The sequence below is a fragment of the Actinophytocola xinjiangensis genome (assembly GCF_001921215.1).
Classification (GTDB): Bacteria; Actinomycetota; Actinomycetes; order Mycobacteriales; family Pseudonocardiaceae; genus Actinophytocola; species Actinophytocola xinjiangensis.
The window spans coordinates 12,751-35,236 of record NZ_MSIF01000026.1; the positions used below are offsets into that span (position 1 = coordinate 12,751).

Genomic DNA, 22,486 nt, shown 5'->3' on the forward strand with positions numbered 1-22,486 from the left:
GTCCAGATGTGCCACCCAGTGGTACGGGAGAATGGGGGCGACGCGCGGAGGTGACCGGTGGCCGGGTACGCGGCACTGCTGGCCCGGCCGGTGACCTGGTGGTGGCTGGCGGCCACGCTGTCCACCCGGCTGGCCGTGTGCACCGTCCCGCTCGCCTCGGTGTTCGCCGCCGGGCAGCACACCGGGTCCTACGCGTGGGGCGCGGTGCTCGCCGGTGCCTACGCGGCCGGTGAGGCGCTCGGCGCGCCGGTGATGGGCGCGCGGATCCAACGCCGCCCGCTGCGCCGGGAACTGTCGTGGGTCGCGGTCGCGGAGGCGCTCGCCCTGGCCGGTGTGGTGGCGTCGCTGCGACTCGGGGTCCCGGCGGTGGCCGTGCCGCTCGCGGCGCTGGGCGGCGGTGTCGCCAGCGGGACCTTCGGTGGGCTGCGCACCCTGCTGGTGGCCGCCGCCCCCGGCGCGCGGGCCAACGCCCTGGCGCTGGACGTGATCGCGAACCAGCTCTGCCAGGTCGCCGGCCCCGCGCTGGCGGCCGCCGCCGTGGTGGCCGGCAGCGCCGACGCCGCCCTGCTGGCGGTGGCCGGGGCACTGCTGGCGACCGTGCCGGTCGCCACCCGCCTGCCGCCGGCCCTGCCCGGCGCGGACGGGCCACGACCGGGACCCCGGCGGCGGGTCCTGCGGTCGATCTGGCCCTCGGCGGTCGTGGTGACCGTCGTGCTGGCGGTGCAGGCGGCGGTCGAGGTGAGCCTGCCCGGGGTGCTGGAACGACGCGGCGGGCCACCGGAATGGGCCGGGATCGCGCTTTCCGCGTTGGCCGTGTCCAGTGTGGCCGGCAGTTTCCTCTACGGACTGCGACGCTGGGCCGGTCCCGCGCTGCTGCACACCCTGCTGCTGGCCTCGGTGTTCGGCGCGATCGTCGCGGCCGTCGGCGTGCTGGACTCGCCGGTGGCCACGGTCGCGCTGGTCGGCTGCGCGGGGTTCTTCCAGGCCGCCGCCAGCACCGCCCGCAGCCTCACCGTGACCGACGCGCTGCCACCGGCTGACTGGTCAGCCGGTTTCTCGGTGCTCTACGCGTGGGGCGCGGTCGGGTTCACCGTGGCCAGCGCGGCCGGCGCGCTGTTCCTCGCCACCGGCGACCCGGCCGTGCTGCTCACCGCACTGGGCGCCGGCGCCTGCCTGACCTTCGCGTTCACCGGCTGGGCCGAGCGGCGGTTCACGTCCTGACGGTGTCGCCCCGGCGGCGGGTGTCGCGGTCCCGGCGTTGGGACAGCAGGCGTTCCTGGTTGGGGGCGAGCAGGTTGGCGAGCAGGGCGCCGAGGTCCTCGACGCCCTGCTGGTCGAGGGTGGTCAGCATGTCCTCGGCCAGCTCGTCCTCGGCGAGTTGGGAACGCTGGCACAGTTTCGCGCCGGCGGCCGTCAACCGCAGCACCACCGCGCGGCGGTCGTTCGGATTCGGTTCGCGCACCAGCAGGTCGCGGCGGACCAACGCCTCCAGGGTCTCGGAGATGGCCGGCGGCGTGATGCCGAAGAACTGCGCGAGGTCGCGAGCGGAGGACACGCCGGCGTTGACGTGCTTGAGGATGCGCATCTGCCGGTAGCTCAGGTCCAGCTTGTGCAGCGACAGCTCCTCCAGCCGCACGATGACCTGCGCCAACTGCACGAGCCGCCGGCCGATCAGCACCCGTTCCGGCTCGTCGCCGGTGATGACCGCGACCGACCACGCGTCACGGGTGCCGGGGGCCGCGTCGCCGTTGCGAGAACTCACACCGATCACCTAACCACAGCGGGGCCGGTGGGCGCCGAGCCGTCCGGCCAGCTCCCGTGTGCGCCAAGGCCTTCCAGCGCGAGGCCGGCGGTGAGGTCCGCGCGCAGCGACCGGCGCAGCGAGCCGGTGATCGCCGCGCGGGCGTAGCGCAGCGTCGTGTCGGGCTGGCGGGCCAGGTCGCGGGCGTGCTCCCAGGCCCGGTCCAGGACCGTGCCGTGCGGCAGGATCTCGTTCACCACACCGAGGTCGAGCGCCTGCGCGGCGGAGATCCGCTGGCCGGTCAGCAGGAAGTAGCGGCCCCGGTTGGGGCCCAGCAGCAGCGGCCAGACCACGTGCACGCCGTCGCCGGGGACCGCGCCGGCCCTGAAGTGCGGCGAGTCGGCGAACTCGGCCCGGTCGCTGGCCAGCACGATGTCGCTGAGCAGGCCGATCTCGGCGTGCACCCGCGCCGGGCCGTTGAGCACGCCGATCACCGGGACCTCGATGTCCAGCAGGTTGAGCAGCAGCCGGTGCCCGTTGTGGAAGATCCGGCTCCACAGCTCGGGGGTCATCGTGCCGACCCAGCTGTCGTCCAGGCCCGAGATGAACCGGTCACCGGCGCCGGTGATGATCACGACCCGGTTGTCCCGGTCGGCGGCGACGTCGGCGAAGCAGTGCCCCAGCTCGGAGTGCGGGCCGTCGCCCCAGCGCAGCGGGCCACCGTCGCTGTGCAGGGTCAGTTCCAGGATGCCGTCCTCGCGGCGCATCCGGACGTGCCGGTAGGCGTCGGCGTACTGCTCGAAGGGAACCTTCACGTCACTCGCTCCTGCCGTTGTCGTACGCGTCGGGCCAGTCGGCGGTCACCTCGGCCAGCGTCGCGATGTCCTGGTCGGTCAGGCCGAGCCACTCGGTGAGCACCTCGGCGGTGTGTTGGCCCAGCGTCGGCGCCGCCGTGCGGTTCCACCGCACGTCGTGGCGCGCCGAGCGGAACGGAAGTCCCGGCACCACATGGGTTCCGGCGACGGGGTGGTCGACCGGCTCGAAGAACCGCCGGTGGGCCAGCTGCGGGTTGCCGGTCAGCCGGCCGGGTCCGGTGACCACGGCCGCCGGGACACCGTGCGCCTCCAGGGCCGCGACCAGCTCGGCCGGCGGGTGGCGGCGGGTCCAGCGGGTGATCGCCTCGTCGATCTCGTCGTGGTGGTGGCGGCGCTGCCCGGCGGTCCGGGCCGGCTGGCCGATGAGGCCGGCCAGCGCCGCCCACTCCCGGTCGTCGCGCACGCTCAGCGCGATCCACCGGTCCGGCTCGGCGCTCGGGTAGACGCCCTGCGGGGCGTGGCTCGGGTCGCGGTTGCCCAGCCGTTGCGGGGCGATGCCGGCCACCTGCCAGGCGGCGAGCTGTCCGAAGCTGGCACGCACGGCCAGTTCCAGCATCGGCACCTCGACCGTGCCGGCGACGCCGGTCCGGTCGCGGTGGCGCAGCGCGGCCAGGCAGGCCAGCGCCGCGTGCACGCCGGCCAGCGGGTCGCACACCCCGCGCGGGGCCAGCGGCGGGCCGTCCGGGTAGCCGGTGGTCCAGGCCAGCCCGCTGGCCTGCTCGATGGTCTGGGCGAAGCCGGTGCGGTCGCGCCAGCTCCCGGTCAGACCGAAGGCCGGCATCCGCACGGTGACCAGACGGGGGTTGTCGCGGCGCACCGCCGGCCAGTCCAGCGGGAACGAGTCGAGCACGCGCGGGGTGAAGTTCTCGATCAGCACGTCGGCGCGCCGGGCGAGGTCACCCAGCACCGCCGCACCCTCCGATGTGGACAAATCGAGGGCGATGCCGCGCTTGTTGGTGTTGAGCGCGAAGTACACCGGGCCGTACTCCCACCACTGGCGCGCGGTCGGGTCGGCGACGAACGACAGGCGCATCCCGTCCGGGCGACGCGCCGACTCGACCTTCACCACGTCGGCACCCAGTGCCGCCAGCAGGTGGGTACTGGCCGGGCCGGCCCACCACGCGGTCAGGTCCAGCACCCGCAGCCCGGCCAGCGGCAGACCGTCGCGGTCACCGGTGTCCGGCCGGGACGGTGCCGTCCCGTCCCCGGTGAACCGCAGCGGCGGGCCGGGGCGGGTCAGGCCGTCGGCGCCGGTGGTGAAGAAGCCGCGCTCGCGCAGCTGTTCGTTGTCCAGCAGGGTGTCCCCGGAGCCGACCGGGGCGACCGGGATCCGGAACGCCGAGGCGAGGTCGACGACCTCGGCGGTGGTCAGCGACGCCGCCCAGTCCACGATCGCGGCCTTCAGCTCGTCCTGGCGCTGCTGGCGGGCGGTGCCGTAGGCCAGCGACTCGTCGTCGGCCAGGTCCGGGCGCCCGACCAGGACCATCAGGTCCTGGCGCTGGCGCGCGGAGATCGTGCACAGGCCGACCCAGCCGTCGCGGGTGCGTTCGATCGCCGGGATCTGCACCGACCGGCCGGGGAAGTCGGTGCCCTCGTGGCCCCACAGGCTGGCGTGGGTGGTGCCGAAGGTCGTCAGGCCGAGGTTGGTGGCCTCCAGGACCGACAGGTCGAGGTGGTCGCCGAGGCCGGTACGGGCCGCGCCGCGCAGGCAGGCCAGGGCACCGGCCAGGGCGTAGGCGCCGGCCAGGTACTGCTCGATCTCCCCGCCGGCCTGTACCGGCGGCGCCGACGGCTCACCGCGCCAGGCCGTCGACCCGGCGGCGGCCTGGAGCACCGCCGAGGTCGCCGGGCGGCCGGTCCACGGCCCGGTCGACCCGAAGTCGGTGATCGTCACGACCACCACCTCCGGGCGCCGGGCGCGCAGCGCGGCGACGTCGAGCGTGCCGTCGTCGAGCACCAGGTCCGCCGACTCGACGGCACCGGGGCCCGCCGGCAGCGAGCCCTCGGTGAGGTAGCCGGTCAGGGCCGCGCGCGCGGCCGGCAGGCCGCCGGTGCCCGCGTCGCTGAAGCGCACCGGCAGGCCGGCCGGGCGGTGGACGGTCGCGCCGAGTTCGTGGCACAGCCGCGCGGCGTACACCCCGGCCAGACCGGTGGACAGGTCGCCCACCGTCAGCCCGGTCAGCAGGGCGGTCACCGGCGGCTCCGCTCGACCAGCAGCGCCGTGCTCGGCACGTCCGCGCCGGCCGGCGCGGAGTCCACGACCGACACCTCGGCGCCGAGGGGCAGCGGCGGGCCGTCGACCAGCGCGAGCACCCTGGGTCCTTCGGCCAGCTCGACCAGGACCGTCTGGTACGGCACCCGGGCGGCGTACTCCTCGGTCATCGCCTGGTGGGTGACCGTGGCGGAGAAGACCGTGCCGCGACCGGACACCGGCGCGACCACCAGCGGCGTGCCGCAGCCGCAGCGGTCCCTCGCCATGGCGTACCAGCGTCGGCACGCCGGGCAGTGCTGGAGCCTGACCTGGTTCATCGCCCCTCCCTGCGCAGCACCGCGATGCTGCCGTCGCCGAGGTCGCCCCAGCCGGTGACCACGCCCAGCCGGGCGCCGTCGACCTGCCGGGGGCCGGCCTCGTGCCGCAGTTGGCGCACGGCCTCCACGACGTGGTTCATCCCCAGCGCGTGTGCCTGGGACAGCAGGCCGCCGTGGGTGTTGATCGGCAGCCGGCCGCCGGGGTCGGTGTGTCCGGACAGGACGAAGTCGCCGGACTCACCACGCCCGCAGAACCCGGCCTCCTCCAACTGCTGGAGCACCTCGAAGGTGAAGCAGTCGTAGATCTGCGCGAAGTCCATGTCCGACGGTCCGACCCCGGCCATCGCCCACGCGGCCGGCGCGGCGGTGGTCAGCCCGGTCTCGAAGAAGTCCGCCCGGTTGTACATGTCCAGCGGCTCGGACGGGCGGGCGTCGGCCCAGCCGTCGAGCACCGCGCGGGCCCGCCCGGTGTGCCGGGGGTCGTCGGCCGCGGTGACCACGACCGCCGCCCCGGCGTCACTGTCCATGCAGCAGTCCAGCAGCCGGTAGGGCTCCACGATCCACCGTGACGCCAGGTGGTCCGCGAGGGCCATGGGCTTGCGCATGATGGCGTTGGGCGTGGCGACGGCGTGCGCGCGGGTGTTGACCGCGACCCTGCCCAGCGCCTCGGCCGGCGTGCCGAACTCGTGCTGGTGGCGCCGCGCGACCTGCGCGTAGACCTGGGAGGGGCTGTGCACGCCGTTGGGCGCGTACAGGCCGCGGACCGCCTTGCGGTAGGACGTGGTCGGTTCCGCGGCCGACAGCGCCCGCGCGCGCCGGCCGCTGTAGCCGGCCCAGCCGACCGGGACCAGCACGGTCCTGGCCAGCCCGGCGGCCACGGCCGACGCGGCGTACCCGAGTGCGGCCACCGGGCTCGCGCCGCCCAGGTTGACCTGGGCGCAGAACCGGACCCCGGTCAGCCCGAGGTTGGCGATGAGTTCCTCGGCGGTGGCCCCCATGTAGGGCGGGACCAGCCCGTCGACGTCACCGGGGGTCAGTCCGGCGTCGGCGAGGGCGGCGGTCGAGGCGTCCAGTGCGACCGAGACGTCGGTGACCCCGTCGGTGCCACCGCGCGTGTAGGCGCTCTCCCCCACCCCGACCACCGCCGCGACGCCGCGCAGCGCCTGTGCGGTCACCCCTCACCGTCCCTTGTAGACAGGCGGTCGCTTCTCGGTGAACGCGCGGGGGCCCTCCTTGGCGTCCTCGGTGCGCAGCACCGCGCCGGAGATGTAGTACTCCAGCTCGAAGGGCATCTCCAGCTGCATGCCCCGGACCGCGATCTCCTTGGCCGCGCGCACCGCGAGCGGCGCGTTGGACGAGAGCGTCGTGGCGATCTCCATCGCCCGGTCCAGCAGCCGGTCCGGCTCGACGATCTCGTTGACCAGGCCGACCTCGTAGGCGCGCTGGGCGCTGATCGGGCGGCCCATCAACAGGATCTCCATGGCGACCGCCCAGGGGATCTGCCGGGGCAGGCGCACGTGCGAGCCGCCGCCGGGGGTGATGCCCCAGCGGACCTCGCCGAGCCCGAACTTGGCGTGCGGCACGGCGATCCGCAGGTCGGTGCCCTGGAGGATCTCGAGTCCACCCGCGACACACAGGCCGTTCACCGCGCCGATGATCGGCTTGTAGATGTCGGAGAAGAAGCGCTTGGTGATGTCGGCGAAGTGGCGCGGCGCCCCGGCGGTCAGCTTGGTGATGGTCTTGCCGAGGTCGGCGCCGGTGCAGAAGGACTTCTCACCGGCGCCGGTGAGGATGGCGACGTCGAGGTCGTCGTCGCGGGCGAACTCGTCGAAGGCGGCCATCAACTGGTGGAACATCTCGGGCGTGTAGGCGTTGTGTTTCGCCGGCCGGTCGAGCGTCACCACGGTGACCCGGCCGTGGCGTTCCACGGTGACCTGTCCGTCCTCGTTGGCGTTGTCAGGTTTCACCCGGAATCCTCTCTTGACTAGTTAACGGTCCTTAATGTTAGGTACCTTTACGATTCGTCGTCAAGGCTACGGAGAGCGCGGATGACCCTCGCGGTACTGCTCGACACAGCGGCGGACCTGGTGTCCGAGCGGCCGGTTCTCGGCCGCCGGCCGGGACTGCCGGTGAGCGGTCTGCGACAGCGCGCCATCGCCGCCGCCGCCTGGCTGCGCCAGCGCGACGCCGCCGGCCTCGCGTTCCTCGGCCTGAACGGACCGGCCGTGCCGATCGGCGTCTTCGGCACCGCCTACGCCGCGATCCCCTTCGCGCCACTGAACTACCGGCTCGCCGACGACCGCCTCGCCGCCGTGCTCGACCGCCTCGACGGCGCCACCGTGGTCGCCGACGACGACCAGTGCGACCGGCTGCGCGCCATCGGCGCCAACCCGGTCCCCACCGCACAGTGGCTCGACATCCTGGCCAGCGCGGAACCCGGTGTCCCGCAAGGACAACCGGCCGACGAGGACATCGCGGTACTGCTGTTCACCAGCGGCACCACCGCCGAGCCGAAGGCCGTCCCACTACGCCACCGCCACCTGACCTCCTACGTGCTCAACACCGTCGACCTCGGCGGCGCCGGCGAGGACGAGGCCACCCTGGTCAGCGTCCCGCCCTACCACGTCGCCGCCATCGGCTCGGCGATCACCAACGTCCTGTCCGGACGCCGGCTGGTGCACCTGCCCCGGTTCGACCCGGCCGACTGGCTGGACACCGTGCGCCGGGAGGGGATCACCTCGGCCATGGTCGTACCGACCATGCTCGCCCGCCTGGTGTCCCACCTGGACGGTGAACCGGCGGCGTCGCCGTTGCGGGCACTGGCCTACGGCGGCGCACGCATGCCACCGACCGTGCTGGAGCGGGCACTGCGGGTGTTCCCGGACGTCGCGTTCACCAACGCCTACGGGCTGACCGAGACCAGCTCGACGATCGCCGTACTGACCCCCGAGGACCACCGCGCCGCCCTGGCCGCACCGGACCCCACCGTCCGGGCGCGACTGTCCAGTGTGGGCCGTGCGGTGCCGGGGATCGAGCTGCGGGTGCGCGACGCGGACCAGGACGGCTACGGCGAACTGCTGGTCCGCGGCGAACAGGTCTCCGGCGAGTACGTCGGCACCGGGTCGGTGCTCGACGCGCAGGGCTGGTTCGGCACCAGGGACGAGGCGCGGATCGACGACGAGGGCTACCTGTTCGTCCGGGGCCGCGCCGACGACACGGTCATCCGAGGCGGGGAGAACATCGCCCCGGCCGAGGTCGAGGACGTGCTGACCGCCCACCCGCTGGTGTCCGACGCCGGCGTGGTCGGGCTGCCCGACCAGGAGTGGGGCGAGAAGCTCGCGGCGGCCGTCGTCTGTCCGAACGGGACCGTCGAGCCGGCGGAGCTGCGGGAGTGGGTGCGGGCCAGGCTGCGCTCCGCGCGCACCCCGGACGTGATCGTCGCCGTGGCCGAGCTGCCCTACAACGCCACCGGCAAGCTGCTGCGCCGCGAACTGCGGCAGCGGTTGATCGAGGGAGGGTCATGACGGACGGGACGCTGCGCACCGGGACCAGGCTGCGCAGCCAGGTGTGTGACACCGAGATCATCGTGGTCCGCGCGGAGGGCGTCGACCGGCTGCACTGCGGCGGCCGGCCCATGGTCGCGCTGGACGCCGACCGGGCCGGCGGCTCCCCGGAGTCCGGTTTGGACACCGGCACCCAGCTCGGCAAACGCTACGGCCGCACCGGCGACGGGCGGGTCGAGGTCCTGGTGACCAGGGCCGGCGCCGGCACGCTGTCGGTCGGTGACGACGTCCTGCCGGTCCTCGCGGCCAAGCCGCTGCCCTCCAGCGACTGAGAGGTGGCCGACGTGACGAACCCCCGGCTACCGGCCGAGTTCGGCCCCCGGACGATCCCCGCCCTGCTGGCCGACCGTGCCGCCGCCCACCCCGACCGGACGGCGGTCACCGGCCTGGTCGGCGGGCACTACCGCACGCTCACGCTGTCCGAACTGGACACCAGGTCGCGCCGGCTGGCGGCCGGGCTGCTGGCCAGGGGGCTGGTCGAGCCGGGGTCGACGCTGGCCTGGTCGCTGGGCAACGACCGGGGCGGCGAGGCGCTGGTGCTCTACCACGCGGTGCTGCGGGCCGGCGCGGTCAACGTCCCGCTCAACCCCCGGCTCTCCCCCGCCGAGGCGGCGCAGCTGGTCGGGCACAGCGGCGCGCGGGTGCTGACCCCCGGTGACCCGGACGGACGCTGGCTGGCGGAGCTGTCCGCCGAGCCGGTCGAGGACCACCCGGTGACCGAGGACGACCTCGCCGTCATCCTCTACACCTCCGGCACGACCGGGCTGCCCAAGGGCGTCGAGCACACCCACGGCTCGGCGCTGGCCGCCGGCATCGGCTGGGCCGACTGCTTCCGGCTGACCCCCGGCGACGTGGTGCACAGCCCGTTCCCGGTGTTCAGCGGCGCCGGCCTGCACTTCAACGGGCTGGCCGCGCTGTGGTCGGGCGCCGGTTTCCTGGTCGACCAGCCCGACGTCGGGCCGACGCTGGAACGCGTCGCCCGCCACCGGTCCACGGTGTACGTCGCGGTGCCCAGCGTCTACCAGTACTGGCTCGACCACGACCGGTTCGCCGACCACGACCTGACCTCGTTGCGGGTACTGGACTTCGGTGGCTCCGCCATGGCCCCGGCGGTGATCGCCCGGCTGCGCGCGGCGCTGCCCGGCGTGGCCCTGATGCAGACCTACGGGTTCACCGAGGCCGGCCCCGGCGGGACCTATCTGCCCGAGGAGTACCTGCCCGGTCACCCGGGCTCGATCGGCAACCGGGTCGCCGGCCGGTACACGGCCGTGCGGGTGCTCGACGAGCACGACCGGGAGGTCGGCCCTGACCAGCCGGGCGAGCTGGTCCTGCGTGGACCGTCGATGATGCGCGGCTACCACAACGATCCGGCCGCGACCGAGGCCGTGCTGCGCGGCGGTTGGCTGCGCTCGGGCGATCTCGTGCGCTACGACCGCGACGGCTTCCTGTACTACGTCGACCGCCTGCGGGACCTGATCGTGCGCGGCGGCTACAACATCGCGCCGGCCGAGATCGAGGAGGCCCTGCTGGCGCACCCGGACGTGCTGGAGGCCGCCGCCTTCCCGGTCCGCCACCCCACGCTCGGCGAGGTGCCGGCCGCGGCCGTCGTCCCCCGGCCGGGCACGACCGTGACCGGCGAGCGGCTGCGGGCGCACTGCGCCACGGTGCTCGCCGGGTTCAAGGTGCCCACCACGGTGTCGCTGCGCGCGTCGCTGCCCAAGAACGCCGCCGGCAAGGTGCTGCGCCGCGTGCTGCGCGACCAACCACCGGCCGACGACCAGACCAGTGAGGAGTCCTCATGAGAACGCCCATCTGCGTGCGGCTCGGGATCGAGTACCCGATCTTCGCGTTCAGCCACTGCCGGGACGTGGTGGCGGCGGTGAGCCGGGCCGGCGGGTTCGGCGTGCTCGGCGTCTCCCGGCACAGTCCCGAGGAGCTGGCCGTCGACCTGGAGTGGATCGCCGAGCAGAGCGGCGGGCGGCCCTTCGGCGTCGACCTGATCTTCCCGACGACCTTCGCCGGCAACGACCTGGACGCGCTGGGCGCGAGCGTGCCCGACGAGCACCGGGCGTTCGTCCGGGGGCTGATGGAGCGCTTCGACGTGCCGGCGCCGGCCGACCAGGACAGTGCCCGGCTGTACTCGGCGCACAAGCTGACCCCGGACAACGCGCGGGCGCTGGCCGAGGTCGCGTTGGACGCCGACATCGCCATGCTGGTCTCCGCGCTCGGCCTGCCGCCCGAGGACCTCGCCGACCGGGCGCGGGCCAGGGGGATCGTGCTCGGCGCGCTGGTCGGCACGCCTCGCCAGGCCCAGCGCCAGCTCGACGGCGGCATGGACGTGCTGATCGCGCAGGGCAACGAGGCCGGTGGGCACGTCGGCGACATCTCCACGATGGTGCTGGTGCCCCAGGTCGTGGACCTCGCCGGGGACCGGCCGGTGCTGGCCGCCGGCGGGATCGCCGACGGGCGGCAGGTGGCGGCGGCGCTGGCGTTGGGCGCGCAGGGCGCGTGGCTGGGGTCGGCGTGGCTGACGACCCAGGAGTCGGACCTGCAGCCGGGTCTGGTGGCGCGGCTGCTCGACGCGTCCTCTTCGGACACCGTGGTGTCCAAATCGTACTCCGGCAAGCCGGTGCGGCTGCTGCGCACGCCGTGGGTGAAGGCGTGGGAGGAGGACGGCGCGCCGCGCCCGCTTCCCGCGCCACAGCAGGGACTGCTGGTGCGGGACGCGATGACCAGTGCGGTCGAGCACGGGATTCCTGAGGTGCTCGGCACGCCGCTCGGGCAGGTCGTCGGGCAGCTGCGCCGGCAGGAGACCTGCGCGATGGTGGTCGGCCGGTTGGTCGAGGAGTTCATCGCCTCGGCGGGTTCGGTGTCGGAACTGTTGGACGCCGACGACAATTAGTAAGAGGCCTTACTATTAAGGTCCCGAAACACTATGGTGACGACCACATCGTTGACGACCACGAGGCCGTCGGTCCACGAAGAACTCAGTCAATGGAGACCGCGTGGTAACCAAGATACAAATCTCGGAAGTGGGGAAACGCTACGAGGGCAGGAATCCGGTCGAGGCACTCAGTGACGTCACGCTCACCGTCGACGACAGCGAGTTCGTGTGCCTGGTCGGGCCCTCCGGATGCGGCAAGTCCACGCTCCTGCGAATGATCATGGGCCTGCACCGGCCGAGCGCCGGCACCGTTGACGTGTTCGCCGACGACCCGGTCCTGCCGCCGACGGCCATGGTCTTCCAGGACTACAGCATCTTCCCGTGGAAGACCGTCGAGCAGAACGTCCGGTTCGGCTTCGAGGGCCGCCGCCTGCCGCGCGCCGAGTGCGACGCCCGGGTCGACAAGTGGCTCGAACGCCTTGGCCTGTCCCAGTTCCGCCGCGCCTACCCGGCGGCGCTGTCCGGCGGCATGCGCCAGCGGGTGTCCATCGCCCGCGCGCTGGCCGTCGAGCCGGAGGTGCTGCTGATGGACGAGCCGTTCGCCGCGCTGGACGCGCAGCTGCGCCGGGTGCTCCAGGAGGAGCTGCTCGCCCTGTGGCAGCAGGACCGCCGCACGGTCGTGTTCGTCACCCACAGCCTGGAGGAGGCGATCCTGCTGGGCGACCGCATCGTGGTCATGTCCGCGCGGCCCGGGCGGATCATCGCCGACATCCGCGTGCCGTTCGACCGGCCGCGCTCGCCGCAGATCCGCACCGCGCCCGAGTTCGCCGAACTCGAGGGCGAGATCTGGGCGCAGCTGCGCGACGAGGTCGACCGGTCGCTGGTCGGAGGTGCGCGGTGAGGGCCTCGCAGATCTCCGACCGGACCACCGGCACCGGCGACGACGGCCGGCGCCGCTGGCGCGTCCAACCCGGCCAGCAGGAACGCAACCCGCGCGCGTTCGCCCGCCGCCGCCGGCTGGAACGCCGGCTGCTGGGCGTGCTGGTGCCGGTCGTGCTGCTGGTGGCCTGGGAGCTGTGCGCCAACGCCGGCCTGATCGACACCCGGTTCTTCCCCGCGCCGAGCCAGATCGGCTCGACCGCGGTCGACATGATCGGCAACGGCATCCTGCTCACCGACCTGACGGTGACCGTGCGGGTCCTGCTCATCGGACTGGTCAGCGGCTTCGTCGTCGGCACCGTCGCCGGCCTGCTGCTCGGCCTGTCCCGGATCGCGCGGGCGGCGCTGGAACCACTGCTGTCCGCGCTCTACACCATTCCGAAGCTCGCGGTGCTCCCGCTGCTGCTGCTGATCTTCGGTGTCGGGGAACTGCCGAAGGTCATCCTGGTGGGACTCGGGGTGTTCTTCATCGCCTGGATCAGCGTCCTGGAGGCCATCCTGGACCTTCCCGGCGCCTACGGGGAGGCCGCGACCGCGTTCGACGTGCGCGGCTGGCGAAGGATGCGGCACGTCACGCTGCCCGCCGTCCTCCCCCAGGTGCTCGTCGGCCTGCGCATCTCGGTGGGCAACGCCGTGCTGATCGTGGTGGGCGTGGAGTTCGTCAGCGGTGACGAGGGCATCGGTTACCGCATCTGGAACTCCTGGTCCATCTTCGCCGCCGACCGGATGTACGTCGGCATCGTCGTGGTCGCCCTGCTCGGCTACCTGCTCTCACTGCTGGTCCAACTGCTCAGTCGCGTCTGCGTGCCGTGGGCACCGAGCACAGCCGCTCGCCGCGACTAGTTCAATCGGAGGAAACATGAATCGACAGCGTGGTCGTGGCGCCCTGGCGGTGGTCGCGGGCCTGGCGATGTTCGCGGTCGGCTGCGGGTCGCCGGAGGCGTCCGGCGGCGGGGCGACCATCGGCGATGACGGCAAGCTCACCGAGCGCACCGAACTGACCATCGCCATCCCCGGCAAGCAACTGCCCATCTTGGCGCCGATCATGGCCAAGGCGTGGAAGAAGTTCGACGAGCGCAACCTCGACGTCACCATCGAGACGCTCGCCTCCGACGAGGCGTTCCCGCTGCTGGCCACCGGCAAGCTCGACGGTATCTGGACCGGCCCGAGCGTCGGGCTGTTCAACGCCGTGGCCGGCGGGGCCGACGTGCGGATGGTCTCGCCCGGCAACTACCTGTCCGAGGAGTCCGGCGGCGGGATCTGGGTCAGTTCGGCCCTGCTGAACGGACGCGAGTTCGAGCCGTCCATGTTGCGCGGCAAGAAGTTCGCCTCCAGCCAGGGCAACACCGGGACCTCGATGGTGGCCTTCAGCCAGCTGCTGGAGTCCGGCGGGGTCGGCGTCGACGAGGTCGAGATCGTCACCATGAGCGCCTCGGACGCGGTGCCGGCACTGGAGAACGGCTCGATCTCCGGCGCGATCGTGCAGGAACCGCTGGACGTGGCGCTGGAGAAGAACAACAGCGCGGTGCGGGTCTCGCCGCAGTTCCCGGACGGCTGGAACAACACGACACTCCTGTTCGGACCGTCGCTGCTGCGGGACAACCCCGACGCCGGCAAGGTCTTCGTGGCCGCCCTGCGTTCCACGTTCGTCGACAAGCTCCAGGGCGACTACCTGGCCGACCCGGAGCGGGTCGCCGACATCGCCGAGCAGCTGGAGCAGCCGGTGGAGACACTGCAACAGTCCACCAGCGACCTCTACCCGACCGAACTGTCCTTCCCGGACGAGTACGTCGCCACCCACGAGCAGGTGTGGCGGCAGTGGCCGGACCTGCTGACCTACGACGAACCGCTGACCACCGAGCAGGTGATCGACACCCAGTTCATGGACTGGGCCAACGAGCACTGAGGACGGAATCCTGTCGTGGACATGAGTTACTCCCCCGAGGAGCGGCGTTTCCGGGACCAGGCACGGTCGTGGCTGGCGGACAACGTGCCGGCGCGACCGTTGCCGTCCGGGGACACCAGGGAGGGCTTCGCCGCCCACGTCGAGTGGGAGCGGCGCCTGTTCGACGCCGGCTGGTCGGTGGTGTCCTGGCCGCGCGCCTACGGCGGGCGGGAGGCGTCGCTGTGGGAGTGGCTCATCTTCGAGGAGGAGTACCACCGCGCCGGCGCCCCGGCCAGGGTCACCCAGAACGGCATCTTCCTGCTCGCGCCGACGCTGTTCGAGTTCGGCACACCCGACCAGCAGGACCGGTACCTGCCGGCGATGGCGGCGGCCGAGCAGCTGTGGTGCCAGGGGTGGTCCGAGCCGGGCGCCGGCAGTGACCTGGCGGCCATCACCAGCCGGGCGGTGCGCGACGAGGCGGCCGGCGGGTGGCGGCTGTCGGGGCAGAAGACCTGGACGACCCGGGGCGCGTTCTGCACCCACCTGTTCGGCCTGTTCCGCACCGACCAGGAGCAGAGCCGGCACCGGGGCCTGACCTACTTCCTGGTGCCGCTGGACGCCCAGGGCGTGACGGTCAACGGGTTCACCCGCCTCGACGGTGACGAGGGCTTCGCCGACGTGTTCCTCGACGAGGTGTTCGTGCCCGACGAGGACGTGCTGGGCGGGGTCGGCAACGGCTGGCGGGTGGCGATGGCCACGACCGGGTCCGAGCGCGGGCTGAGCCTGCGCTCCCCCGGCCGGTTCCTGGCCACCGCCGAACGCCTGGTCGCGCTGTCGGTCGAGCGGACGGGCGCGGTGACCGAGGACGTCGCCCAGGCGTGGATGGACGCGCAGGCCTACCAGCTGATGACGCTGAGCCAGGTCACCGGCCTGGCCGACGGCGGTGAGCTCGGCGCGGCGTCGAGTCTGAGCAAGCTGTGCTGGTCGGAGCTGGACGTGCGGCTGCACGAGAGCGCCGCCGGTCTGCTCGGCGCGGAGGCGGAGGTCGCCGGTCCGTGGAGCAAGGGGCTGCTGTTCGCCCTCGGCGGGCGGATCTACGCCGGTACCAACGAGATCCAGCGCAACATCGTGGCCGAGCGGCTGCTCGGCCTGCCGAGGAGGTGACGCTGGTGCGGTTCGCGTTGAGCGCCGAGCAGGCCCAGTTCCGGGACCTGGTCCGCGACCTGCTGGCCGCCGAGTGCCCCGCGCAGGTGGTGCGCGCCGGCTGGGCCGGTGAGCCGGCCGCCGTCGGTCGCGTGTGGACGATGCTGGCCGAGCTGGGCGTGACCGGTCTGCTGGTCGCGGCGCAGGACGGCGGGCTCGCACTCGACGAGGTGTACCTGGTGCCGGTGCTGACCGAGGTCGGCTACGCCGGCCTGCCCGGCCCGCTGGTCGAGACGGTCACCGGCGCCGCCCTCGGCGCCGCGCTGCCGGCCGGAGCGTTGGACGCGGTCCTGGCCGGCACCGGGCGGATCGCGGTGGACGAGGACGACGACGGCCTGGTGGCCCACGGGGTCGGGGCGACGGTCCTGCTGCGTGGCGGGTGGGCCGGGGGCACCCCGGTGCGTGTCGTGTCCACGGTGGACCTCGAACCGGTGGCGGCGGTCGACCGCACCCGGGCCCTGGCCCGCTACCGGTCCGACGGCACGCCCGTCGACCTGCCGGTGGCGGTGTTCTGGCAGCGGGGCGTCCTCGGCACCTCGGCCGCCCTCACCGGCCTGGCCAGGCGACTGCTGGACCTGACGGTCGACTACGTCACCCAGCGCGAGCAGTTCGGCGTGCCGATCGGCAGTTTCCAGGCCGTCAAACACCAACTGGCCGAGCTGGCGCTGGCGATCGAACTGGCCAGCCCGGCCGTGCTGCGGGCCGCGCACTCGCTGGCCACCGGCGACCCGGCGGCGGCCACCCACGTGTCGATGGCCAAGGTCCTCGCCGGTCAGGCCGCCGCGCGCGCGGCGACGACGTCCATCCAGTGCCACGGCGCGATGGGCTACACCGAGGAGTCCGACGTGCACCTGTTCGCCAAGCGGGCGCTCGCGCTGGCCGGCGCGTGGGGCCCGACCGGCTGGCACCGCCGCGCGGTCGCCGCCGACCTCACCCCAGGCAAGGAGTCCTGATGTCCGACCAGCCCGTCACCTACGAGGTCCGCGACCGGGTCGCGGTCATCACGATGAACCGCCCGCGCTACCGCAACGCCCAGAACTCGGCCATGACCTACGCCCTGGACGACGCGTTCTACCGGGCCGCGGCCGACGACGAGGTCGCCGTGCTGGTCCTGGCCGGTGCCGGCGACCACTTCTCCGCCGGCCACGACATCGGCACCCCGGAGCGGGACGCGGACGTCTCCTTCCCCCGCCGCGCCGGCCTGTGGTGGGACCACGTCGGCAAGTCCGGCGCGGAGAGCCGCCTGGCTCGGGAGTCGGAGGTGTACCTGGGGATGTGCCGGCGGTGGCGGGAGCTGCCCAAGCCGTCGATCGCCATGGTCCAGGGCGCGTGCGTGGCCGGTGGTCTGATGCTGGCCTGGAGCTGTGATCTGCTGATCGCCGCCGACGACGCGTTCTTCGCCGATCCGGTGGTACGGATGGGAATCCCGGGCGTGGAGTACTTCGCCCACCCGTGGGTGATGGGCCCGCGCTTCGCCAAGGAGTTCCTGTTCCTCGGTGAACGGGTGCCGGCCGCGCGGGCCCACGAACTCGGCATGGTCAACCGGGTCGTGCCCCGCGACCAGCTGGCGACGGAGACCTTCGCCGTGGCCGGCCGGATCGCCACCATGCCCCGCCTTGGCCTGGCGCTGACCAAACGCGCGGTCAACCACGCCGAGGACCTGATGGGCCTGCGGTCCGGAATGGACGCCGCGTTCGCCCTGCACCACGTGGCACACGCGCACAACGCCGAGGTCGGCAGCGACTCGCTCGCCGGCCACGACGCCCGCTCCATGCGCGACGCCGCCCGGTGACCCGGGGTCAGTGAACCCGGTGCCCGGCGATCACCGTACGGCGGACCATCGCCGCGCGGGGGTGGCGCAGGGTCTGCGCGAGCGGTTCGGCCAGCAGGACCAGGTCGGCCACCGCGCCCGGTTCGACCCGGCGCGGCGGGCCGCCGGGGTGGTCGGCCGGGGCGAGGTAGCCGGCCAGCGCGGTCCGGGCCGCCACCCGCTCGTCCGGGGCGATCGCCCTGGTCACCGAGGCGTCGATGACCGTCCAGGGGTCCAGCGGGCCGTAGGGTGCGTCGCTGGAGGGCGCCACCGGGACACCGGCGGCGAGCAGGCTGGCGTAGCGGTACAGGTCGCGGTGCTCGGCTGCCGGGACGTCGCGCCGGTAGTCCGCGCCACGGTCGGTGAGGAACGCCGGCTGGGTCACCACGGTCAGCGGCCGGGCGGCCAGGCCGGCCAGCAGGTCGTCGGGGACCAGGGCGGCGTGCTCGATCCGGTCGCCGGGGTGGCCGCCGGTGAGGTCGAGCGCGGCCAGCAGCAGGACCAGCGCCTCCACCGTGACGCAGTGCGCGGCGATCGCCCGGCCGGTGGCGTGCGCGGCGGCGATCACCCCGGTCAGGTCGTCGAGGGTGGGCAGGCCGGAGTCGGCCAGGACGATCTTGTACGGGCCGGCGGTCAGCCCGTCGGGGACCGGGCCGGTCAGCGGGGCGCCGAGCAGGCGCACGTGTTGCGGGAGCGCCCCGGCGAAGGCGGCGGGGTCCACGTCGGGGGTGGCGTCGGTGACCGAGGTGATGCCGTGGGCGGCCAGCCGGGCGCCGACGTCGGCCAGTGGCGGCGGTGCGCCGGCGGGCAGCCTGGAGCGCAGCCAGGGGTCGGCGCGCCAGAGCCGGCCGGTGGCGGTGCCGTCGGCGGCGCGTTCCACTCCGGGGTGGCTGGCGGTGGCGAGTCCGACGGCGCGGGCGGCGGCGGTGTTGAGCATCCACAGGGCGCCACCTCGGTGTTGGACGCGGACCGGGCGGTCGGGGTGCAGCGCGTCGAGGGCCGCGGCGTCCAGCGGGCCGGCGACGTCCTCGGTGTAGCCGGTGCCGCGTACCCAGCCGTGCTCGTCGGCGGTGGCACGGCGCAGCGCGTCGGCGAGGCCGGCCCGGTCCAGCGGCGGTCCACAGTGGACGGACGTGGCGGCGCGGGCGAGCGCGTGCAGGTGCAGGTGGTGGTCGGTCAGGCCGGGCAGCAGCGCGCCGCCGGCACAGTCCACGACCTCCCCGACCCCGGCCGTCGGCAGGCCTGGCCCGACGGCGGCGACCCGGTCGGCCACGACGAGCACGTCGAGCACGGCGCCGGCCACCTCGGCCCGCCGGTACAGGGTGCTCACGACAACCCCACCTCGCGCAGGACCTCGGCGGTGTCCGCGCCGCTGGCCGGCGCGGTGCCGGTGACCTCGCCGTGCCGGGGCGCGCGGACCTCGTGGCCCCCGACGACCCAGCGCCCGCCGGCCCACTCGGCCGCCGGTGCCGGGCCCACCGGGCCGGGCGGGAGGGTCGCGGCGACCACCCCGGCCATCGGGACGTCGAGCAGGGTGCCCGGCGGCGCCGACAGCGCCAGGACGGCCGCCGCGAGGCCGGTGAGCGGGTCGGCGAGCGCGTCGCCGCAGAACAGCGGGGTGCCGGCCGCGTCCCGGGCGACCAGGCCGGCGCCGGCCGCGACGTCGTCGCCGAAACCCACCCGGTCCGACGCCCGGCCGGCGGCGGTGATCGACACCCAGGTCGTGCCGGCGGCGGCGCACGCCCGCGCGTCCAGGCCGAACCCGGCCAGCGCCCGGGGCCGGGAGGCCTCCACGACGAAGTCGGCCGCCGCGACCAGTCCGGCCATGGCGGCCCGGCCGTCGCGGGTGGCCGGGTCCAGCACCACACTCCGGTGGCCGGCGTGCAGCAGGCGGTAGAAGCCGGCGTCGGCCAGCCGGGCACCGTCCGGGCGGGACGGTGTCTCGACCTTGACCACCCGCGCCCCGGCCAGCCCCAGCAGCCGCGCGCACAGCGGACCCGCCCACAGCGCGCTGAAGTCCACCACCAGCGCGCCGTCGACCCGCCGGCCCGGCGCGGCACCGAGATCCACGGCCGGGGCCGGGGCGACCGGGGTGGCCGCCAGACCCAGCAGGGTCGCCCGGTCGGCGAGATCCGCGCCGGTGTGCCCGGCCAGCCACGCGGTGATCGCCGGCCACGGGTCGCCCTCGATCGGCGACTCCACCAGGGCGCCGAACAGGGCCGGATCGTCGGGGCGGGCGCAGGACACCGCCGCCCAGCCGTCGGCGGTGGGCAGCAGCCGGGCGTGCCCGCCGGCCGAGCGCGTGCCGCGCCGGGTCACTCCGGTGAACGCGGCCCGCTCGGCCAGCAGCGCCGGGCCGTCGACGGGGAACGGCAGTCGGCGCGCCAGCCGCAGCGCGACGGCGGCCGCGTCGCCGGGCGGAACCAGCGGCGGCCCGTCGGCGTGACCGGTGAGCGCGACGACGCCGCTGCTCGCCCACTGCGCCGTATCGTCTGCCACGGGAGGGATTGTAGCCGTTGAACCACAAGGAATGGACAGTCGAACAGCTCGCCTCCGAGTCCATTGTGGACCCCTTGGGCGACCCGGTACGGATCGTCAACGTACCGTCCACGGTGGACCCCGGGTTGATCGACCGGGCCCGCCGGGCGGCGCTGGCATCGCACCGCGTCCTGGTCGGCGTGTGCCGGGTCCCGCCGGCCTCCGGGCTGACCGGTCTGCTCACCGCGCTGGACGTCACCCTCGCCCCGACCGCGCCGCACCGCTGCTGCGTGGCCACCGCCGACCCCGACCGCGCGGCCGGCGAACTGGCCGACGCGGTGACCGCCCACCCGCACGCGGCCCTGGTCCTGGCCCGGCTGCTGCGCTGGAGCGGCACCCTGGAGGTCCCGGCCGCGCTGGACGCCGAGTCGCTGGCGTACTCGACGCTGCTGGCCGGCCCGGAGTTCGCCCGGTGGTCGGCCGGCAACACCCGCCGGCCGCCGGCCGCCCACCCCGACCCGGTGCTCGTCGACCGGACCGGCGACACGCTGACGATCACCCTCAACCGGCCCGACCGGCACAACGCCTACGGCCGGGCCCTGCGGGACGCGCTGGTCGACGCGCTGCGCGTCGCCGAGATCGACCCGACCGCCGAGCGGGTCGTGCTGCGTGGCGCCGGCCCGACGTTCTGCTCCGGCGGCGACCTCGGCGAGTTCGGCACCACCCCCGACCCGGTCACCGCGCATCTGGTCCGCACCGGCGCCGGCGCCGCGCCGCCGCTGCACCGGCTGGCCGGCCGGGTCGAGGTCAGGGTGCACGGCCGGTGCGTCGGCGCTGGCGTGGAACTGCCGGCCTTCGCCGCCCGGGTGGTGTCCACCCGGGACGCGACGTTCCGGCTGCCGGAGCTGTCGATGGGCCTGATCCCCGGCGCGGGCGGCACGGTCTCGCTGCCGCGCCGGATCGGCCGCTGGCGCACGTTCCACCTCGCCGGCACCCAGCACGCCCTGGACGCGGCCACCGCTCTCGCGTGGCGACTGGTCGACGAACTCACCGACCCTGAGTGAACCCGTTACCCCACAAGGAACCACAAGTGACCACCATCGGGTGGTCTCGCCGACATCCGGGAGTCACAGGCCGGTGGGTGGGGCCGACCTGACCGATCATGGGCCAACCCCAGCGAAAGGTCAGGCATGCCACGCTCCTCCCCGAACATCCCCCGCCGAGGACTGTCCCCCAACGCCATCGTCACGATCGTCATCGTCGTGGTGGCCGTGCTCGTCATCGGCGGAGTGCTGCTGTTCAACCGGTCCAGCCAGCGCGACGACGAGGGCGGTGCCGGCAGCGGCGAGATCCCGGCGGAACTGCGCGTGCAACCGGACAGCAACACGCTCACCACCACGCCGGGCAACACGGTCACGCTCGTCGAGTTCCTCGACTTCCAGTGCCCCGCCTGCGCCGCGTACTACGAGCACGTCACCAATGCGATCGAGACCGACTACGCCGGCCGGATCACCTTCGTCACCCGCAACTTCCCGATCGAGAGCCACCCGCTCGCCCAGCCGGCGGCGCGGGTCGCCGAGGCGGCGGCCAAGCAGGGCAAGTACCGCGAGATGTACCACACGCTCTACGACAACTACCAGGACTGGGCGATCAGCGAGGACGGCGAGCAGCTCAGCGACGACGAGCGGCGCGCGGCCACCTTCTTCGACCGCTACGCCACCGAGATCGGCCTTGACCTGGACCGCTTCCGCGCCGACCGGGACTCGGCGGCGGTGCAGGAGCGCATCGACGCCGACCAGGCCGCCGGCCAACAGGTCGGGGTGACCGGCACCCCGACGTTCTTCGTCAACGGCAAGCGTTTCCACCCCTCCAGCGACCAGGTCACCGACGTCGACAAGCAGTTGCGGACGATGCTCGACGAGGCCATGTGATGGCCCATGGGATGACCGGGGAGATGGCTGGGGACACGACCGGCGGGCTGACCAGGGCGACGGCGTGGCTCTACGTCGTCGGCGGGGCGATCGGCCTGGCCGGGGCCGGCGCGCTGATCCTGGAACGGCTCGCCGTGCTGGCCGACCCGGACTACGTGCCGACCTGTTCGATCAACCCGATCATCTCCTGCGGCTCGGTGATGGACTCCGCGCAGGCCGAGGCGTTCGGGTTCCCCAATCCGCTGATCGGCGTCGCCGCGTTCGCGGTGGTGGTGACCGTCGGCGTGGCCCGGCTGGCCGGGTTCGCGCCGCCGTACTGGTTCCAGCTGGGGATGCAGGTCGGCACGACCTTCGGTGTGGTGTTCATCCACTGGCTCATCGCGACCAGCCTGTACTCGCTGCACGCGCTGTGCCCGTACTGCATGGTCGTGTGGGTCGTGACCATCCCGATCTTCTGGTACACGACGCTGGACACGCTGCGCGCGGGCGAGCGGACCCGCGCGTTCGGCGAGCGGCTCGCGCGCTACCACTCCACGGTTCTGGCGGCCTGGTACGTGGTGATCATCGTGCTCGTGCTGGTCGAGTTCTGGGACTACTGGTCGACCCTGTTCTGAGCCCGCACCCGTCCCGACCAGCGGGATCAACCTC

At 73.8% G+C, this 22,486-nt stretch carries 22 protein-coding genes; 14 read left to right on the forward strand and 8 right to left on the reverse strand.

Annotated features, from left to right (window positions below):
* Positions 1–57: 57 nt before the first annotated feature.
* The gene (locus tag BLA60_RS34775; RefSeq protein ID WP_075137312.1) at positions 58–1,221 is read left to right on the forward strand and encodes an MFS transporter; all 1,164 of its coding nucleotides are present in this window, start codon (positions 58–60) and stop codon (positions 1,219–1,221) included.
* Here BLA60_RS34775 and BLA60_RS34780 read toward each other — a convergent pair.
* Genes BLA60_RS34780 through BLA60_RS34805 form a run of 6 tightly spaced genes read right to left on the reverse strand, consistent with a single transcriptional unit; the run spans position 1,211 to position 7,112 of the window.
* Positions 1,211–1,762 carry a MarR family winged helix-turn-helix transcriptional regulator gene (locus tag BLA60_RS34780; protein ID WP_154814815.1) on the reverse strand — a complete coding sequence of 184 codons (552 nt, stop codon included), beginning with the start codon at positions 1,760–1,762 and terminating at the stop codon, positions 1,211–1,213. The two genes, BLA60_RS34775 and BLA60_RS34780, sit on opposite strands and share 11 nt — an antisense overlap.
* Before the next feature lie 5 nt (positions 1,763–1,767).
* Positions 1,768–2,556, reverse strand: coding sequence for an enoyl-CoA hydratase/isomerase family protein (locus BLA60_RS34785; RefSeq protein WP_211288942.1), 789 nt, complete (start codon positions 2,554–2,556; stop codon positions 1,768–1,770).
* A 1-nt stretch (position 2,557) separates the two neighbouring features.
* Positions 2,558–4,810, reverse strand: coding sequence for a CaiB/BaiF CoA-transferase family protein (locus tag BLA60_RS34790; protein ID WP_084735733.1), 2,253 nt, complete (start codon positions 4,808–4,810; stop codon positions 2,558–2,560).
* Positions 4,807–5,145 carry a Zn-ribbon domain-containing OB-fold protein gene (locus BLA60_RS34795; RefSeq protein ID WP_075137314.1) on the reverse strand — a complete coding sequence of 113 codons (339 nt, stop codon included), beginning with the start codon at positions 5,143–5,145 and terminating at the stop codon, positions 4,807–4,809. The genes BLA60_RS34790 and BLA60_RS34795 overlap by 4 nt, the downstream gene beginning before the upstream one ends.
* Entirely contained in the window at positions 5,142–6,320 is a 1,179-nt protein-coding gene (locus tag BLA60_RS34800) for a thiolase C-terminal domain-containing protein (protein WP_075137315.1), read from the reverse strand. Before BLA60_RS34800 ends, BLA60_RS34795 begins: the two co-directional genes overlap by 4 nt.
* A gap of 3 nt (positions 6,321–6,323) precedes the next feature.
* Positions 6,324–7,112 (reverse strand): enoyl-CoA hydratase/isomerase family protein, encoded by a 789-nt coding sequence (locus tag BLA60_RS34805; RefSeq protein ID WP_075137316.1) that lies wholly within the window; start codon positions 7,110–7,112, stop codon positions 6,324–6,326.
* Between the two features lie 81 nt (positions 7,113–7,193).
* On the opposite strand from BLA60_RS34805, the gene BLA60_RS34810 reads away from it, so the two are divergent.
* The 10 genes from BLA60_RS34810 to BLA60_RS34855 all read left to right on the forward strand — a co-directional run bounded on the left by BLA60_RS34810 (position 7,194) and on the right by BLA60_RS34855 (position 17,411).
* The gene (locus tag BLA60_RS34810; protein WP_075137317.1) at positions 7,194–8,669 is read left to right on the forward strand and encodes a class I adenylate-forming enzyme family protein; all 1,476 of its coding nucleotides are present in this window, start codon (positions 7,194–7,196) and stop codon (positions 8,667–8,669) included.
* Complete coding sequence (locus tag BLA60_RS34815; RefSeq protein ID WP_075137318.1) at positions 8,666–8,980, forward strand: hypothetical protein; 315 nt, start codon at positions 8,666–8,668, stop codon at positions 8,978–8,980. Before BLA60_RS34810 ends, BLA60_RS34815 begins: the two co-directional genes overlap by 4 nt.
* 12 nt (positions 8,981–8,992) lie before the next feature.
* A complete protein-coding gene (locus BLA60_RS34820; protein WP_162293056.1) occupies positions 8,993–10,510 on the forward strand; it encodes a class I adenylate-forming enzyme family protein in 1,518 nt (505 codons plus the stop codon).
* Entirely contained in the window at positions 10,507–11,610 is a 1,104-nt protein-coding gene (locus tag BLA60_RS34825; RefSeq protein ID WP_075137320.1) for an NAD(P)H-dependent flavin oxidoreductase, read from the forward strand. Before BLA60_RS34820 ends, BLA60_RS34825 begins: the two co-directional genes overlap by 4 nt.
* Positions 11,611–11,740: 130 nt before the next feature.
* Positions 11,741–12,493: an ABC transporter ATP-binding protein gene (locus BLA60_RS34830; protein WP_211288943.1), complete on the forward strand. Its 753-nt coding sequence runs from the start codon at positions 11,741–11,743 to the stop codon at positions 12,491–12,493.
* Positions 12,490–13,374, forward strand: coding sequence for an ABC transporter permease (locus BLA60_RS34835; protein WP_084735736.1), 885 nt, complete (start codon positions 12,490–12,492; stop codon positions 13,372–13,374). Before BLA60_RS34830 ends, BLA60_RS34835 begins: the two co-directional genes overlap by 4 nt.
* A gap of 16 nt (positions 13,375–13,390) precedes the next feature.
* Positions 13,391–14,437, forward strand: a complete 1,047-nt coding sequence (locus tag BLA60_RS34840; RefSeq protein ID WP_154814816.1) for an ABC transporter substrate-binding protein — start codon at positions 13,391–13,393, stop codon at positions 14,435–14,437.
* 15 nt (positions 14,438–14,452) lie between these two features.
* On the forward strand, positions 14,453–15,580 hold the full coding sequence (locus tag BLA60_RS34845) for an acyl-CoA dehydrogenase family protein (RefSeq protein WP_075137323.1): 1,128 nt from the start codon (positions 14,453–14,455) through the stop codon (positions 15,578–15,580).
* A 5-nt stretch (positions 15,581–15,585) separates the two neighbouring features.
* Positions 15,586–16,572: an acyl-CoA dehydrogenase family protein gene (locus BLA60_RS34850; RefSeq protein ID WP_075137411.1), complete on the forward strand. Its 987-nt coding sequence runs from the start codon at positions 15,586–15,588 to the stop codon at positions 16,570–16,572.
* A complete protein-coding gene (locus BLA60_RS34855; protein ID WP_075137324.1) occupies positions 16,572–17,411 on the forward strand; it encodes an enoyl-CoA hydratase in 840 nt (279 codons plus the stop codon). The genes BLA60_RS34850 and BLA60_RS34855 overlap by 1 nt, the downstream gene beginning before the upstream one ends.
* Before the next feature lie 7 nt (positions 17,412–17,418).
* On the opposite strand, the gene BLA60_RS34860 is transcribed toward BLA60_RS34855, so the two are convergent.
* Both BLA60_RS34860 and BLA60_RS34865 read right to left on the reverse strand, forming a co-directional pair.
* Positions 17,419–18,759 carry an amidohydrolase family protein gene (locus BLA60_RS34860; RefSeq protein WP_075137325.1) on the reverse strand — a complete coding sequence of 447 codons (1,341 nt, stop codon included), beginning with the start codon at positions 18,757–18,759 and terminating at the stop codon, positions 17,419–17,421.
* Positions 18,756–19,928 carry a CoA transferase gene (locus tag BLA60_RS34865; protein WP_211288945.1) on the reverse strand — a complete coding sequence of 391 codons (1,173 nt, stop codon included), beginning with the start codon at positions 19,926–19,928 and terminating at the stop codon, positions 18,756–18,758. Before BLA60_RS34865 ends, BLA60_RS34860 begins: the two co-directional genes overlap by 4 nt.
* A 65-nt stretch (positions 19,929–19,993) precedes the next feature.
* On the opposite strand from BLA60_RS34865, the gene BLA60_RS34870 reads away from it, so the two are divergent.
* From BLA60_RS34870 to BLA60_RS34880, 3 genes are all read left to right on the forward strand, one after another.
* Entirely contained in the window at positions 19,994–20,971 is a 978-nt protein-coding gene (locus BLA60_RS34870; RefSeq protein WP_425427117.1) for an enoyl-CoA hydratase/isomerase family protein, read from the forward strand.
* A 126-nt stretch (positions 20,972–21,097) separates the two neighbouring features.
* On the forward strand, positions 21,098–21,838 hold the full coding sequence (locus BLA60_RS34875) for a DsbA family protein (protein ID WP_075137328.1): 741 nt from the start codon (positions 21,098–21,100) through the stop codon (positions 21,836–21,838).
* 23 nt (positions 21,839–21,861) lie between these two features.
* The gene (locus BLA60_RS34880) at positions 21,862–22,452 is read left to right on the forward strand and encodes a vitamin K epoxide reductase family protein (protein WP_211288946.1); all 591 of its coding nucleotides are present in this window, start codon (positions 21,862–21,864) and stop codon (positions 22,450–22,452) included.
* The last annotated feature ends 34 nt before the right edge of the window (positions 22,453–22,486 follow it).